Source organism: Streptomyces sp. NPDC051963, assembly GCF_044593495.1.
GTDB lineage: Bacteria > Actinomycetota > Actinomycetes > Streptomycetales > Streptomycetaceae > Streptomyces.
Genome location: NZ_JBIUCC010000013.1, coordinates 38,651 through 54,757, shown reverse-complemented (window position 1 = coordinate 54,757; position 16,107 = coordinate 38,651). Strand labels below are relative to the sequence as shown.

Here is a 16,107-nt window from a genome sequence, read left to right as displayed (position 1 = left end):
GAGAGCGTCGATGATTCCGCTGTCATTCGCCCAACGCCGGCTGTGGTTCCTCCACCGTCTTCAGGGTCCGTCCGCGACCTACAACATCCCGTTCGCGCTGCGCCTCGAAGGGCCGCTGGACACGGCGGCCCTGGCCGCGGCCGTGACGGATGTCGTCACCCGGCACGAGTCCCTGCGCACCCTGATCGTCGAGAGCGCGGACGGCACGCCGGAGCAGCTGATCCTGCCCCCGCAGGAGGCGGCCCCGGTCTTCCGGGTGGTCGACGTGACGGCTCGGACGCTGGACGCCGCGATGCGTGAGGTCCTGTGCGAGGGGTTCCACCTGGACGCGGAACTCCCGCTGCGGACCACGGTTTTCCGTGTCTCGCCGCAGGAGCACGTCGTGGCGTTCGTGTTCCACCACATCGCCGTGGACGGGGCGTCGATGGCGCCGTTCCTCCAGGGCCTGGTCTCGGCGTACGCGGCCCGCCACCAGGGGCAGGCGCCGCAGTGGACGCCGCTTCCGGTGCAGTACAAGGACTACACGCTGTGGCAGCGGCAACTGCTGGGTGACGAAGCCGATCCGGAGAGCATCGCCGCGGCGCAGATCGACTACTGGCGGCAGGAGCTGGACGGGGTGCCGCAGCCGGTGCAGCTGCCGCTGGACCGGCCACGGCCGACGATGGCCGACCACCGAGGCGGCCATGTCTCCTTCGAGCTGGAACCCGAACTGCTCACCGGGCTCGGGAAGCTGGCCGCGGACCGCGGCGCCACCCCGCCGATGGCGGCCCAGGCCGCGCTGGCGGTGCTCCTGCACAAGCTGGGCGGCGGACAGGACGTGACGGTCGGCAGCCCGATCGAGGGGCGCGCCGACGAGCAGCTCGACGATCTGATCGGGTTCTTCGTCAACACCTGGGTGCTGCGCGCCGACCTGTCGCGGAACCCGTCGTTCGGCGAACTGCTGGAGCAGGTGCGGGAGAAGGCCCTCGCCGCCTACGACAACCAGGACATGCCGTTCGAGCGCCTGGTGGAGCTGCTGGGTCCGGACCGCACCACCTCGTACCAGCCGCTGTTCCAGGTGATGCTGGCCTGGCAGTTCGTGTGGCCGCGGATCGAGATGCCGGGACTGCGGGCCACCCCCGTCGCGGCGGACACCGAGACCGCGAAGTTCGACCTGTTCTTCAACATCGTCCCGGACGCCTCCGGGGGCGCGTACGGGCGGCTCGAGTACGCGACGGAACTGTTCGACCACACCACCGCCGTGAAGATCGTCGACCGCTTCGTGCGCGTGCTGCGGCAGGTGGTCGCCGACCCCGGAACGCGGCTGAGCGGGGTGGACGTACTCACCGACGCCGAACGGGACCTGCTGACCCGGGTGAACGGGACGACGGCACCGGTGAGCGGATCGACGGTGCCGGAACTGGTCGCCGCACAGGCGCGCCGGACACCCGACGCGACCGCGGTGGTGTCCGGGCGGACCGTGTTGTCGTACGGGGAGTTGGACGCCCGCGCGGGCCGGCTGGCCGCGGAACTGCGGGACCGCGGCGTCGGGCCGGACGTCCTGGTCGCGGTGGCCCTGCCACGAACGGCGGACCTGGTGGTCGCGCTCCTCGCCGTGCTCAAGGCGGGCGGCGCCTACCTGCCGATCGACCCCAACTACCCGGCCGCGCGCGTCGGCCTCCTGCTCGACACGGCCGATCCGGCCCTCGTACTGACCCATCAAGAGACGGCGGCGACGGTGGCCGGCTGCCGGCCGCCCGTACTCCACCTCGACGAACTGAACCTCGACGGCCTCGCACTCCCGGCCCCGGCCGTCCCTATCGAGCCGGACAATCTGGCCTACGTGATGTTCACCTCGGGGTCGACCGGGACTCCCAAGGGCGTCGCCATCACCCATGCCGGCGTGGTCAACGGCGTACAGGATCTGCGTCGGACGGTGCGGGTCGAGGCGGGGTCCCGGATGCTCGCCGCGACCTCGGTGAACTTCGACGTCTCCGTGTTCGAGATATTCACCGCGCTCACCACCGGAGCGAGCGTCGAGGTCGTCCGCGACGTACTCGAACTCGCCGAACGCGACCGGTGGTCCGGCACCACCATCAGCGCCGTGCCCGCGGTGTTCTCCGCACTGCTCGACCAGATCACCACCGCGGCCCCCGGCAGCCTCGAACTCGACGTGGAGACCGTCGTCCTCGCCGGAGAGGCGCTCACCGCCGACCTGGTCCGCAAGGTGCGAGCCGCCCTGCCCGACGTCCGGGTCATCAACGCCTACGGACAGACCGAAAGCTTCTACGCCACCACGTTCACGCTCCCGCACGAGTCGCCCGAAACCGGTGCCGTACCGGTCGGACGGCCACTGGCCAACATGCGTGCCCACGTCCTCGGGCCGGACCTCGCTCCGGTCCCGCCCGGTGTCATCGGCGAACTGTACGTCGGCGGTCTGCTCGCCCGTGGCTACCACGACAACGCCACAGTGACCGCGGAACGGTTCGTGGCCTGTCCCTTCGGCCCCGCCGGCGCGCGCATGTACCGCACCGGCGACCTGGCCCAGTGGGACGAGGGCGGCCGGCTGAAGTACGCGGGACGGGCCGACACCCAGGTGAAGGTCAACGGCATCCGTGTCGAGCCGACCGAGATCGAGACGGTCCTCGCCAAGCATCCCGCGGTCGGCCAGGCCGTGGTCACCGTGTGCGAGGACCACACCGGCAGCACACGGCTCGTCGGCTATGTGGCGCCGGCCGGCGCCGGGGACGGCGACGCGGACCTGCCCGCCGGTGTTCCGGTGGCGGAGCTGCGGCAGTTCGCGGCCGGGCGGCTGCCGGACTACATGGTGCCCGCCCTGCTCGTGGTGCTGGACCGGCTGCCGCTCACCGCGAGCGGAAAGCTGGACCGGGCCGCGCTGCCCGCGCCGGAGTTCGCCGGCACCGAGTACCGGGCGCCGCGCAGCGAGGCGGAGCGGGTCCTGGCCGAGGTGTACGCGGATGTGCTCGACGCCCAGCGGATAGGCGTCGACGACGACTTCTTCACCAGCGGCGGGGACAGCATCCGGTCGATCCAGGTCGTCGCGCGCGCCAAGACGCGCGGCGTGGTCGTCAGCACACGGGAGATCTTCGAGCACCGTACGGTCGCCCGGCTCGCCGAGCTGGTCGAGGGCCGGGTGGCCGAGGAGCGTGTGACCCTGGCGGAGCTGCCGGGCGGCGGTGTGGGCTGGGCCCCGCTGCCGCCGACGGCGGCGCATGTCCTCGAACTGGGCGGTGGCATCGGCCGGTTCTGCATGTCCGCGCTGCTGACCCTGCCCGAGGACATCGACCGCGCCGGGCTGCTCGCCACGTTGCAGGCCGTCCTCGACCGGCACGACGCCCTGCGTTCCCGGCTCGACCGGGCACAGCCGGGCCTGCGCACGGAGCCGGCCGGCAGCGTGGACGCCGGTGCGCTGATCCGTGAAGTGCCCTACGGCGACGCCGATGTGCAAGCCGAGCTGGACGCGGCCGCGGACCGGCTGGACCCGGACGCGGGCGTCATGGCGCAGTTCGTGCGGTTCACCTCCGACACCGAGGCGGACCGGCTGCTGATCGTGCTGCACCACCTGGTCGTCGACGGGGTGTCGTGGCGGATCCTGCTGCCGGACCTGGTGTCCGCCTGGCAGCGGGTACGCGACGGCCGCACCCCGGAACCGGCGGCCGGGGGCACCTCGCTCAGGCGGTGGGCGCATGCGCTGGCCGACGAGGCGGCCACCCCTCGGCGGGTCGCGGAACTGCCCCTGTGGCAGGAGATCCTGCGCGAGGAGGAGCCCGTGCTGGGAGCACGGGAGCTGGACCCCGCGCGCGATGTCGCGGCCACCGTGGACACGGTGCGCGTCCAGGTGCCGGCGGACGTCACCCGGACCTTGCTGAACACGGTGCCCGCGGTGTTCCGCGGCGGCGTCGACGACGGGCTGCTGGCCGGTCTTGCGCTGGCGCTCGCACGCTGGCACCGGACGCGGGGCGGGTCAGGGGCCGCGGCGTCCTCGGCGCTGGTGCGACTGGAGGGGCACGGCCGGGAAGAGCACCTGGTGCCCGGCGCGGACCTGTCCGGCACGATCGGCTGGTTCACCGCGATGTACCCGGTGCGCCTGAACCTGGCGGACATCGACGTGGCGGACGCGTTCGCCGGCGGTCCGGCCGCCGGACGCGCGGTCAAGGCCGTCAAGGAGCAGCTGCGGGCGGTGCCGGACAACGGCATGGGCTACGGCCTGCTGCGCCGGCTCAACCCGGAGACCGCCGCCGCGCTGGCCGGACAGCGACAGCCGCGGATCGGGTTCAACTACCTGGGCCGGTCCTCCGGTGCGGACCTCCCCGAGGAACTGCGGGGCCTCGGCTGGGTACCGGACACCACACACCAGGACCTGATCGCCGCGCCGAACGCGGACATGCCGGTGCTGTCGGCGCTGGAGATCAACGCCGTGGCCACCGCCGCCCCCGACGGTGACGAACTGACCGCCTACTTCGGCTTCCCGACCGGGGTGCTCTCCCGCGCCGAGGTGACCGAGCTGGCCGGGCTGTGGGTCGAGGCGCTCACCGCCCTGGCCCGGCACGCGACGGCACCCGACGCCGGCGGGCTGACCCCGAGCGACGCGCCCCTGGTCCAGGTGGGCCAGGCGGAGATCGACACCTGGGAGGCCCGGTTCGGCAGGCTGGCCGAGGTGTGGCCGGTGACATCGGCGCAGTCCGGGATGCTGTTCCACACCATGCTGGCCGGGGCGTCGTTCGACGCGTACCACATGCAGATGGTGTTCCATCTCTCCGGCGAGGTCGACCCGGAGCGGATGCGCCGGGCCGGGCAGGCACTGCTGGGGCGCCATGCGGGCCTGCGCGCGGCGTTCGTCGACCGGGCGGACGGCGACGTCGTACAGGCGATACCGCAGACGGTGTCCCTGCCGTGGCAGCACCTCGACCTGACCGAGGCCGGTGAGGCGGAGCGGGACGAGACCTTCGAACGGTTCCTCGCCGAGGACCGGACCGCCCACTTCGACCGGGACACCCCACCGCTGATCCGGCTGGCGCTCGTCGTCCTCGGGCCCGACCGGGCCGAACTGGTGATGACCGCCCACCACGTCCTGTTCGACGGCTGGTCCACGCCCCTGCTGGTGCGGGACCTGCTGCTGCTCTACGCGTCCGACGGCGACCCGAGGGACCTGCCGAGCACGCGCAGCTACGGCGACTTCCTGTCCTGGCGTGCCCGGCAGGACCATCAGGAGGCGGCCCGGGCGTGGGCGCAAGAGCTCGAAGGCCTCCAGGAGCCGACCCTCCTCGCCCCCGGCTCGGAGGGCGCGGGTGAGGCCGGCCTCGACGAGGTCGACGTCCCGCTGCCGCCCGACGTGGCGCGCGAACTGGGGCGCAGCGCCTCCCGGTTGGGCGTCACCGTCAACAGCCTGCTCCAGGGCGCGTGGGCGCTGCTGCTCGGCCGGCTCACCGGCCGCCAGGACGTGGTGTTCGGCGCCACCGTCTCCGGGCGGCCGCCCGCGGTGACGGACGTCGAGTCGATGGTCGGGATGTTCATCAACACCCTTCCGGTACGCGTCCGGTACGCGCCCGGCGACACCCTCGCCGAGATCCTCACCGGGCTCCAGAACCGGCAGGCCGGCCTCCTGGAGCACCACCACCACGGGCTGACGGAGATCCAGCAGTCCGCCGGGCTCCAGTCCCTCTTCGACACACTGGTCGTCTTCGAGTCGTACCCGGTCGACCAGAAGGCCCTCGGCGCCGCCACCGCCGCCACCGGTGGCATCGCCTTCACCGGACTGCGCCTGTCCACGGGCACCAACTACCCACTGGCCCTGATGGCGGTCGTGGAACCGCACCTGAAGCTCACCCTCCAGTACGCGCGCGGTGTCTTCGACCGGGACACCGTGGAGGTGTACGCGGCCCGGCTCGTCCGTGTCCTGCGGCAGCTGGCGGCCACCCCCGAACTGCCGGCCGCACGGGTCGAGACCCTGGAGCCGGCCGAACGCGACCGGTTGCTGGTCGAGTTCAACGACACGGCCGTCCCGACGCCGGACGTCACGATCAGCGGACTCGTCGAGGCACAGGCGGCGCGGACCCCGGACGCGGTCGCCGTGGTCACCGAGGGCGAGTCCCTCACGTACCGCGAGGTGAACGCCCGGGCGGGCCGCCTGGCGCGCGAACTCGCCGACCGCGGCGTGGGCCCGGAGTCGGTGGTCGCGCTGTCGCTGCCGCGGACGGCGGACCTGGTGGTCGCACTGCTCGCGGTCCTGAAGGCGGGCGGCGCGTATCTGCCGGTCGACCCCAAGTACCCCAGCCACCGCCTCGCCGCCATCTTCGACGAGGCACGGCCACGCCTGGTCCTCACGGACTCCGCGACGGCCGGGGTGCTGCCGGAGCACGACGCCCCGGACGTCCTCCTCGACGCGCTCGACCTGTCCGGCGACGACACCGGCCCCGAACTGCCGCTGCACGCCGACCAGTTGGCGTACGTGATGTACACCTCAGGCTCCACGGGCAAGCCCAAGGGCGTCGCCATCACCCACGCCAACGTGGTCAACGGCGTGCTGCGGCTCGCCTCCCGCGTGGGGCTCGAACCGGGCAAGCGGCTCCTGGCGGGCGCGTCGGTCAACTTCGACGTCTCCGCCTTCGAGATCTTCACGACGCTCGCCACCGGCGGCATCGTCGAACTCGTCCGGGACGTCCTGGTCCTCGGCGAGCGCAAGGGCTGGAGCGGCAGCGTCATCTCCACCGTGCCGTCGGCCTTCGCCGAACTCGTCGACCAGATCTCCGACCGCACCAGTGTGGAGACCCTCGTCTTCGCCGGCGAGGCCCTGCCCTCCTCGCTCGTCGAGAAGGTGCAGGCCGCCTTCCCGGGGGTGCGGGTCGTCAACGCCTACGGGCAGAGCGAGTCGTTCTACGCCACCACTTTCACCGTCCCCGACGGCACGCCGGAGAGGGCGGGCAGTGCGCCCGTCGGCACCCCGCTCGGCAACATGCGGGCCTACGTCCTCGGTCCCGGCCTGGATCCGCTGCCGCCGGGCGCGGTCGGCGAGCTGTACGTCGGCGGGAACATCGGCCGCGGCTACCAGGGCCGCGCCGAACTGACCGCCGAGCGCTTCGTCGCCGACCCGTACGGCCCGCCCGGCTCACGCATGTACCGCACCGGTGACCTGGCCCGCCTGGGCGGCGAGGGCCAACTGGAGTACGCGGGCCGCGGGGACGCCCAGGTCAAGGTGCGTGGCTTCCGGGTCGAGCCCGCCGAGATCGAGGCCGTGCTCACCGGGCACCCCGAGGTCGCCCAGGCCGCCGTCATCGCCCGCGGCACCGGCATCGCCAAGCGGCTCATCGCGTACGCGGTGCCGTCCGGCGAGACCGACCCCGCGCAGATACGCCGGTACGTCGCCGAGCGCCTGCCCGAGTTCATGGTGCCGTCCGCCCTCGTCCTCCTGGACCGGCTGCCGCTGATGCCCAACGGCAAGCTGGACCGGGCCGCGCTGCCCGAGCCGGAGTACACCGGCGCCGCCTACCGCGCGCCCCGCACCGCGCGCGAGGAGACCCTGGCCCGGCTGTTCGCCGAGGTGCTCGGCGTGGACCGGGTCGGCGTCGACGACGGCTTCTTCGAACTCGGCGGGCACTCCCTGCTCGCCACCCGGCTGATCAGCCGAGCCCGCGCCGAGATGGAGATAGAGATCCCCATCCGCAAGATCTTCGACCTGCCGACGGTGGCCGCGCTCGCCGCCTGGTCGGAGGAGTCGGCCGCCCCCCGTCGCCCCAGTCTGCGCCTCTTTGCGCAAGGTGACCGTAAAGGAGTGAAGCAATGATCCCGCTGTCATTCGCACAGCGCCGTATGTGGCTTCTGCACAAACTGGAGCAGGGGGCGGCGACCTACAACATCTCGGCGGCGTTCCGGCTGACCGGAACCCTGGACCAGGACGCCCTCGTCGCGGCGATCCGCGACCTGGCCGACCGGCACGAGATCCTGCGCACCGTCTACCTGACGGACGACGACGGCGAGCCCTACGCGCGGATCCTGCCGACGGAGGAGGCGGCACCGCACGTGCCGGTGGTCGAGGTCGCGCCCGAGGACATGTCCGGCGCGATCGCCGGGGCCGTCGCGCACCGATTCGACCTGTCGGCCGAACTCCCCCTGCGGGCCGGCCTGTTCCGCTGCTCCCCGCAGGAACACGTCCTGGTCCTGGTCATCCACCACATCGCGTCGGACGGCAGCTCCAGCGCACCGCTGATGCGGGACCTGATCGACGCCTACACCGCCCGCCGGGACGGCCGGGCGCCGGACTGGGAGCCGCTGTCCCTCCAGTACAAGGACTACGCGCTGTGGCAGCGCGAGGTGCTCGGTGACGTGGGCGACCCGGGCAGTCTCGCCACGGCGCAGATCGAGTACTGGCGCAAGGAACTGGCGGGCGTGCCGCAGCCGCTGAACCTGCCGCACGACCGGCCGCGGCCCGCGGAGGCGAGCTCGCACGGCGACACGGTCGGCCTCGCGGCGGCCCCGGAGGTGGCGGCCGCGCTGCAGAAGCTGGCCGACGAGCGCGGGACGAGCCTGTCGATGGTCCTCCAGGCCGCGCTGGCGGTGCTGCTGCGCAAACTCGGCGGCGGGGACGACGTGACGATCGGCTCGCCGATCGCCGGGCGGACCGACGAAGCGCTGGCCGACATGATCGGATGCTTCGTCAACACCCAGGTGCTGCGCGCGGACCTCTCCGGCAACCCGACGTTCACCGACCTGCTCGCACAGGTGCGGGACAAGGCGCTGACGGCGTACGAGCACCAGGACGTGCCGTTCGACGTGGTGGTCGAGTCGATCAACCCCGACCGCTCCGCCGCGTACCAGCCGCTGTTCCAGGTGATCTTCTCCTGGCAGAGCTACGAGAAGCCCGACCTCGAACTCCCCGGGCTGGAGATGAAGTTCGAGCAGGCCATCCCCTCGACCGCCATGGTCGACCTGACCTTCTTCATGGCCGTAGACGAATCGGGGGCGCTGCGCGGCGACCTCCAGTACGCGACCGACCTGTTCGACCGCGACTCCGCCGAGGAGATCGTCGCCCGGCTCGTGCGGGTACTGGAGCAGCTGGCCGCCGACCCGGGCATGCGCGTCGGCGACATCGACGTGCTCAGTGCGCCGGAGCGGCAGCGGCTGCTGACCGAGGTGAACGAGACCGGCAACGCCGTTCCCGAGGTCACCCTGGTCGAGCTGTTCGAGCGGCAGGCCGCGCAGCGAACCGACGAGGTCGCGGTGGTCTGCGACGACGCCACGCTCACGTACGGAGAGTTGAACGCCCGGGCCAACCGGCTCGCACGGCACCTCGTCCACCGGGGCGTGGGCCCCGAGTCCCTGGTCGGGGTCTGCCTGGAACGCTCGGCCGACCTGGTCGTCGCGCTGCTCGCGGTGCTCAAGGCGGGCGGCGCCTATCTGCCCATCGACCCCGACTCCCCGGCCGACCGCATCGCCTACATGGTCCAGGACGCCCAGCCGGTCCTGCTGGTCACCACCGGCACGAACAGCGCCGCGCAGGACCTCGCCGAGGACCTCCCCCTGGTCCACCTCGACCAGGCCGCCGCCTTCGCCGACGAAGCGGCCGGCGACCTCACCGACGCCGAGCGCGGCACGGCACTGCGCCCCGAGCACCCGGCGTACGTCATCTACACCTCCGGGTCGACCGGCCGCCCCAAGGGCGTCCTCATCCCGCACCGCAACGTGGTCGGACTCTTCACCGCCACCGAGGACTTCGCCTTCGGCCCGGACGACGTGTGGACCCTCTTCCACTCCTACGCCTTCGACTTCTCGGTGTGGGAGCTGTGGGGGCCGCTGCTGTACGGCGGCCGCCTGGTCGTGGTCCCCTACGACGTCTCCCGCTCCCCGGCCGACTTCCTCCAGCTCCTCGCCCGCGAGCAGGTCACCGTCCTCAACCAGACACCCTCCGCCTTCTACCAGCTCATCCAGGCCGACGCGGCGGCCGGCGGCCAGGAACTGGCGCTGCGCTACGTGGTGTTCGGCGGCGAGGCCCTCGACCTGAACCGCCTCGCGGACTGGTACGAGCGCCACGCCCCCGACGCGCCGGTGCTGGTGAACATGTACGGCATCACCGAGACCACCGTGCACGTCACCCGCATCGACCTGGACGAGCACTCCGCCGGCCGCTACCGGGCCAGCGTGATCGGCCCGGCCGTCCCGGGCCTGAGCGCCTACGTCCTGGACGCCAACCTCAAGCCGACGCCCGTCGGCGTGACCGGCGAACTGTACGTGGCGGGCTACGGGTTGGCCCGCGGATACCACGGCCGGCCGGCACTGACCGCGGGACGGTTCGTCGCCTGTCCCTTCGGTGCGGCGGGCGAGCGGATGTACCGCAGCGGCGACCTGGTCCGCTGGGGCAGGAACGGCCAACTGGAGTACGTGGGACGCGCCGACTCCCAGGTGAAGATCCGCGGCTTCCGCATCGAGCTGGGTGAGATCGAGCATGCGCTGGCCGGACACCCGGGGGTGGCGCAGGCGGTGGCCGTGGTGCGTGAGAACAAGGAGGGCGACAAGCGCATCGTGGGCTACGTGGTGCCCGAGCCCGACGCCACATGGGCCGACGCCGAGCTCACCGAGCATCTGCGTGAGCGTCTCCCGGACTACATGGTGCCGTCCGCGGTGATCAGGCTGTCGGAGATCCCGCTGACCTCGAACGGGAAGCTCGACCGGCGGGCACTGCCCTCCGAGGACAGCGGCGTCCAGGCGGGCCGGGAGCCGCGCAACGCCTACGAGCAGAAACTGTGCGACCTCTTCGGTGAGTTGCTCGGCCTGGAGAAGGTCGGCATCGACGACGGCTTCTTCGCGCTCGGCGGCCACTCGCTCCTGGCCACCCGGCTCAGCGTCCGCATCCGCAACCAGTTCGACATCGACATCCCCATCAGGACGATCATCAGGTACCCCACGGTGGCCGAACTGGCCGCGCTGATGCTCGCCGGCGGCATCCCCGACGACGACGCCGACTCGTTCGCGGTCGTGCTGCCCCTGAACAGCGATCCCGGTACCGGGAAGCCGCCGGTGTGGTTCTTCCACGGCGGGGGCGGGCTGGGCTGGGCGTACTACAGCTTCGTACTGCACCTCCAGGACCGGCCCGCCTACGCCCTGCAGTCCCGCGGCTCCGACGGCGTGGAGCCGCTGGCGGGCTCCGTGGCGGAGATGATCGACGACTACGTCACCCAGATCCTGAAGATCCAGCCCGAGGGGCCCTTCAACCTGATCGGCTGGTCCTACGGCGGCTCCGTCGTGCAGGCCGTCGCGGATGCGCTCGACCGGCGCGGGCACGAGGTTGCCCTGGTGGCCGTCCTGGACGCGCAGCCCGGAGGGCACGGCTTCACCGAGGTGCATGCCGGAAAGGACTCGTCGGACTTCCGGGCGGAGCTGGAGGACGACTTCGGCCAGTACATACGCACCGGCAACCGGCAGGGATTCCTGGACACCATGTCGAAGGTCCTCGCCAACAACACGAACCTCATGATGGATTTCGAATCGCCGGTCTACCGCGGCGATGTGCTGTATTTCAACGCCACGCTCGAGGACACGTCGTACGCGAACCAATGGCGGCCGTACGTCCTCGGCTCTCTGGAGGTGCACGACGTTCACGTCACGCACCACGAAATGCACATGCCCGCACCCGTGGCCGAAATGTTCGAGGTCATCAACCGCAAGCTGGCGTAACGACCGGAATGACGACCGGACATCTATTTCTGATTGGGGTTGGTCGGGGTGACAGAACCCGGCATGTCCGCGGAACACGGGGAACAGACCACGCTGTTGTGCGTGCCGTTCGCGGGAGCAGGACCTTCGTTCTTCCACCCGTGGCGGGAGCTGGCCGCCGGCCGGTGGCGGGTGACCTCGGTCGAACTGCCCGGCAGGGAGCGGCGGATCCTGGAGACGCCGTACCGCAATGTCGTCGAGGCGGCCAAGAACTCGATCGACGACATCGTCGCGGACCTCGGCGAGGGGACCCGGACCGTGCTGTTCGGGCACAGCCTGGGCGCGGTGCTCGCGTACGAACTGGTGCACCTGCTGAGCACGCGCGATGTGCACGTCGAGCGGCTGGTCGTCAGCGGTTCGCCGGGGCCGTGGACCCAGCGCGAGAGGCGGGCGACGGGCCTCGAGGACGAGGAGTTCCTCGCCAGGGTCGAGGAGTTCGCGGGGTTCAGGCACGAGGCCCTCGACCACCCGGAGATGCGTGAACTGATCCTCCCCGTGCTCCAGGCCGACTGCGAGATGCACGAGAACTACACGCCGAGCACCGACGAACCGGTGTCCGTGCCGATCTGCTCGCTGCGGGGCGGCTCCGACGGCCTGGTCACCGCGGAGGAGGCCCGGCAGTGGCAGGCGGCGACCACGGGTGCGTTCAGCTATGCGGAGTTCCCGGGCGATCACATGTACCTCGTCGACAGCGGCCGCGAGGTGCTGGACGCGATCGAGGCGGAGTCCACCAGCGCTTGAGCGCCATGACAGGGGCGTGACAGGCCCGGCGAAGAAAGTGGTGGCATGAGAAGTTCAGCGATCGCAGTTTCAGGGCTGCGCAAGGCATACGGCGACAAGGTCGTGCTCGACGGCATCGACTTCGATGTCGCCGCGGGATCGATCTTCTCCCTGCTCGGCCCGAACGGGGCCGGCAAGACGACCACGGTGAACGTCCTGACGACACTGCTGACGGCCGACGCCGGAACGGTGCAGGTCGCCGGGCACGATGTGGTGACCGCGACCAAGCAGGTGCGCGCGGCCATCGGTGTGACCGGCCAGTTCGCCGCGGTCGACGAACTGCTGTCCGGCCGGGAGAACCTCCAGCTGATGGCGGACCTGAAACGCGTGCGCCCCGGCGACCAGGTGGTCACACGGCTGCTGGAGCGGTTCGACCTGGTTGAGTCGGCGGACAAGCTGGCGTCGACCTACTCCGGCGGTATGCGCCGCAAGCTCGACCTGGCGATGACGCTGGTCGGCAACCCGCAGATCATCTTCCTCGACGAGCCGACGACGGGTCTCGACCCGCGCAGCCGGCGCACGATGTGGGGGATCGTCCGCGAGCTGGTGGCCGAGGGCACCACCATCTTCCTCACCACGCAGTACCTCGAGGAGGCCGACCAGCTCGCCGACCGGATCGCGGTCCTCAACCAGGGCCGCCTGGTCGCCCAGGGCACCCCCGAGGAGCTCAAGCGCCAGATCCCCGGCAGCCACGTCCGGCTCCGGTTCGCCGACCTCTACGAACTCGACACCGCGGCACGGATCCTGACCGGGTCCACGCGGGACGACGAGGAGCTGACCCTGCGGGTGCCCAGCGACGGTGAGTCGAGGTCGCTGCTGGCCCTGCTGAGCCGGCTCGACGAGCACTCCGTCAACGCCCAGGAGTTCTCCGTGCACACGCCGGACCTCGACGACGTCTTCCTCGCCCTGACCGACAACACCACCACCGACCGCACGGGCACCGAGCACCTGAGCAAGGAGGCGATCGCACAGTGAGTACTGTCTCGACGCCGTTGACCGACTCGACGATCATGTTGCGCCGCAACCTGAAGCACACCCTGCGCAACCCCGTCACGGTGTTCAACGCGGTCCTGTTCCCCATCGTCCTCATGCTCATGTTCGTCAAGGTGCTCGGCGGCGGCTTCGACGTCGGCGTCGACTACATCGACTACGTGACACCGGGGCTGCTCGTGATGGCCGTCAGCTACGGGCTGGGAGCCACCGCGACGGAGGTCAACTCCGACATGACCAAGGGCGTCATCAACCGGCTCAAGGTCATGGACGTCTCCCGCGGCGCCATGCTGAGCGGGCACGTCATCATCACCACGCTGCGCGCCCTGGTGGCCTGCGCGGCCATCATCGGGGTGGCCTTCCTGATGGGCTTCGACCCGGCCGCGAGCGCCGTCGACTGGCTCGGCGTGCTCGGCGTCATCCTGCTGCTCGGCTTCGCGACCAGCTGGCTCACCGTCGCCATGGGACTGTCCGCCAAGACCGTGGAGTCGGCGGGCATGGCCACCGTTCCGCTGATCATGCTGCCGTTCCTCAGCAGCGCGTTCGTACCCGCGGACACGATGGGGGTCGGCGTACGCCAGTTCGTGGAGTACCAGCCCTTCACCCCGATCATCGAGACACTGCGCGGCCTCCTCGCGGGCAACCCGTCGAGCGGCGACGCCATCGCGGCCATCGCCTGGTGCGTCGGTCTCGCCGTCCTCGGCTACGCATGGGCGGTCTCCACCTTCAAGAAGCGAGCCTGACCCCGACCCCGACCGACTCCCCGGCGTCCCCGCACGACAACGGCGGCCGTCAAGACCACAACCGGGTCTTGGCGGCCGCCGTCACGTTCGCTTCGAAGTGACCGACTGCGTGGCGCGGGCCGTCACCCCTGCCGGGCCGGGCCGAACCAGGTGGTGAGGGAGGTCCGGAGGGCGGCGGTGTCGGGCGGGGTGTCGGTGGTGGACGCCCAGGCGACATGGCCGTCGGGGCGGATGAGGAGTGCGGCCGGAGCGGGGATCTCGCCGACGGCCGGGACGGGCCAGAAGTCGTCCTCGCTCCGCGCCCCGACCAGGTCGACGCGGTCGGACCAGCCCGCGGCGATGGCCGCCACCTCGGCGCTGCCGCGCAGGTCGAGCAGTACGGGGCGGGCGGCGTGCAGCAACTCGTGGACACGGGTGGCGCCGTCGGGTGTCTTGAGGTCGGCGTCGGGGACGCGGCGGCCGGCCAGCAGGTGGTCGCCGTCGACCGGGTACCGGATGTCCAGCGCGGTGAGCATGTGGCGCAGATGCCGGTTGACGTCGTCGAACACCATGAGCGAGCCGAACACCTCACGCAGCGCGTCCGTCGCGGCGCCGGGCCGGGCCAGGGCCGACTGCGCCCGGGTGTTGTGCAGCACGCGCTCCCCGACGGGATGGCGCTCGGCGTGGTAGCTGTCCAGCAGGCTCTCCGGCGCCCGGCCGAGCACCACCGAGGCCAGCTTCCAGCCGAGGTTGACCGCGTCCTGCACGCCCATGTTCAGCCCCTGCCCGCCGGCCGGGAAGTGGATGTGCGCGGCGTCGCCCGCGAGCAGCACCCGGCCCTTTCGGTACTGGACGGCCTGCCGAGCGGCGTCGTTGAACCGGGAGATCCACCGGGGGCTGTGCATGCCGAAGTCGCTGCCCGCGACCCTGACCAGCGACTCCCTCAACTGCTCGAGCGTCACGGGTTCGTCGCGGTCCACGACACGGTCGTACTCGGATGTGATCACCCGGTACCAGCCCGGCTCGAAGGCGATCGCCGAGTAGTCGCCGCTCGGTGTGCGCCGCACCCAGACGTAGTCCTCGGGCAGATCGGGGAGTTCGACGTCGCCGATCAGCGCGGTCATCGTCGCCTCGGTGCCGGGGAAGTCGATGCCCGACAGCTTGCGCACCGTGCTGCGCCCGCCGTCGCAGCCCACGAGGTAGCGGGCGCGCAGCGTCGCGGGTGCCGTGTCCGCCGTACCCAGCTCGACCCTCACGCCGGTCTCGTCCTGGTGGATCCCGCTCACCTCGGACGACCTGCGGACCCGCACGCCGAGTTCGGTGGCCCACTCCTCCAGGAGCCGCTCGATGGCGGACTGGAGGATCATCAGCGGATAGGGGTGCCTGGACTCGGACTCGTCGAAGTCCAGATAGAGCGCGGAGAAGTGGCCCACCGGCTGCGGTGCGCCCTCCGCGAGGAAGCGGTCCAGGACTCCTCGCTGGTCCAGGACCTCCAGCGTGCGGGAGTGGATCCCGCCGGCCCGTGACTCACCCGTGCGCTGTGCGAGCTGCTCGACCACGACCACGTCGGCGCCCGCCAGCCGCAGCTCGCAGGCGAGCATCAGGCCCGTAGGCCCGGCGCCCGCGATCACCACATCGGCGTCCATGCCGGTGTCTTCCACGTCGTTGCCCCCTCGGTTCCACTGATATTCGACTGCTATTCCACCGTGCCTCCGGCGTCGTTGAATCATTTCCACTTGCCCTGTCCCGCCGGCGGGACGTTTTCTCGGGATCGGATGTTCCGGGGGTGTCAGCATGCAGGCGTGCCGGTGCACCCTCAACCCCACCGGCCGGCGCGCACCGAAGGCCGCCGACACGGTGTGAGCGGACGCGAATTCACGCGACACTCAATTCGGCCATTCAAGAATTCGTC

Annotated in this window: 6 protein-coding genes; 5 read left to right on the top strand and 1 reads right to left on the bottom strand. The window is 71.2% G+C overall.

Annotated elements, in window-relative coordinates; all coding sequences use genetic code 11:
* The first annotated feature begins 10 nt into the window (after positions 1-10).
* From ACIHFB_RS41495 to ACIHFB_RS41475, 5 genes are all read left to right on the top strand, one after another.
* Positions 11-7,780: an amino acid adenylation domain-containing protein gene (locus ACIHFB_RS41495; protein ID WP_400129586.1), complete on the top strand. Its 7,770-nt coding sequence runs from the start codon at positions 11-13 to the stop codon at positions 7,778-7,780.
* A complete protein-coding gene (locus ACIHFB_RS41490) occupies positions 7,777-11,664 on the top strand; it encodes an amino acid adenylation domain-containing protein (protein WP_400129585.1) in 3,888 nt (1,295 codons plus the stop codon). Before ACIHFB_RS41495 ends, ACIHFB_RS41490 begins: the two co-directional genes overlap by 4 nt.
* Before the next feature lie 63 nt (positions 11,665-11,727).
* The gene (locus tag ACIHFB_RS41485) at positions 11,728-12,444 is read left to right on the top strand and encodes an alpha/beta fold hydrolase (protein WP_365284752.1); all 717 of its coding nucleotides are present in this window, start codon (positions 11,728-11,730) and stop codon (positions 12,442-12,444) included.
* A gap of 45 nt (positions 12,445-12,489) precedes the next feature.
* Positions 12,490-13,458, top strand: a complete 969-nt coding sequence (locus ACIHFB_RS41480; RefSeq protein WP_365284754.1) for an ATP-binding cassette domain-containing protein — start codon at positions 12,490-12,492, stop codon at positions 13,456-13,458.
* Positions 13,455-14,216, top strand: coding sequence for an ABC transporter permease (locus ACIHFB_RS41475; RefSeq protein WP_400129584.1), 762 nt, complete (start codon positions 13,455-13,457; stop codon positions 14,214-14,216). Before ACIHFB_RS41480 ends, ACIHFB_RS41475 begins: the two co-directional genes overlap by 4 nt.
* 122 nt (positions 14,217-14,338) lie before the next feature.
* On the opposite strand, the gene ACIHFB_RS41470 is transcribed toward ACIHFB_RS41475, so the two are convergent.
* The gene (locus ACIHFB_RS41470; protein ID WP_400129620.1) at positions 14,339-15,841 is read right to left on the bottom strand and encodes an FAD-dependent monooxygenase; all 1,503 of its coding nucleotides are present in this window, start codon (positions 15,839-15,841) and stop codon (positions 14,339-14,341) included.
* Positions 15,842-16,107: the final 266 nt, after the last annotated feature.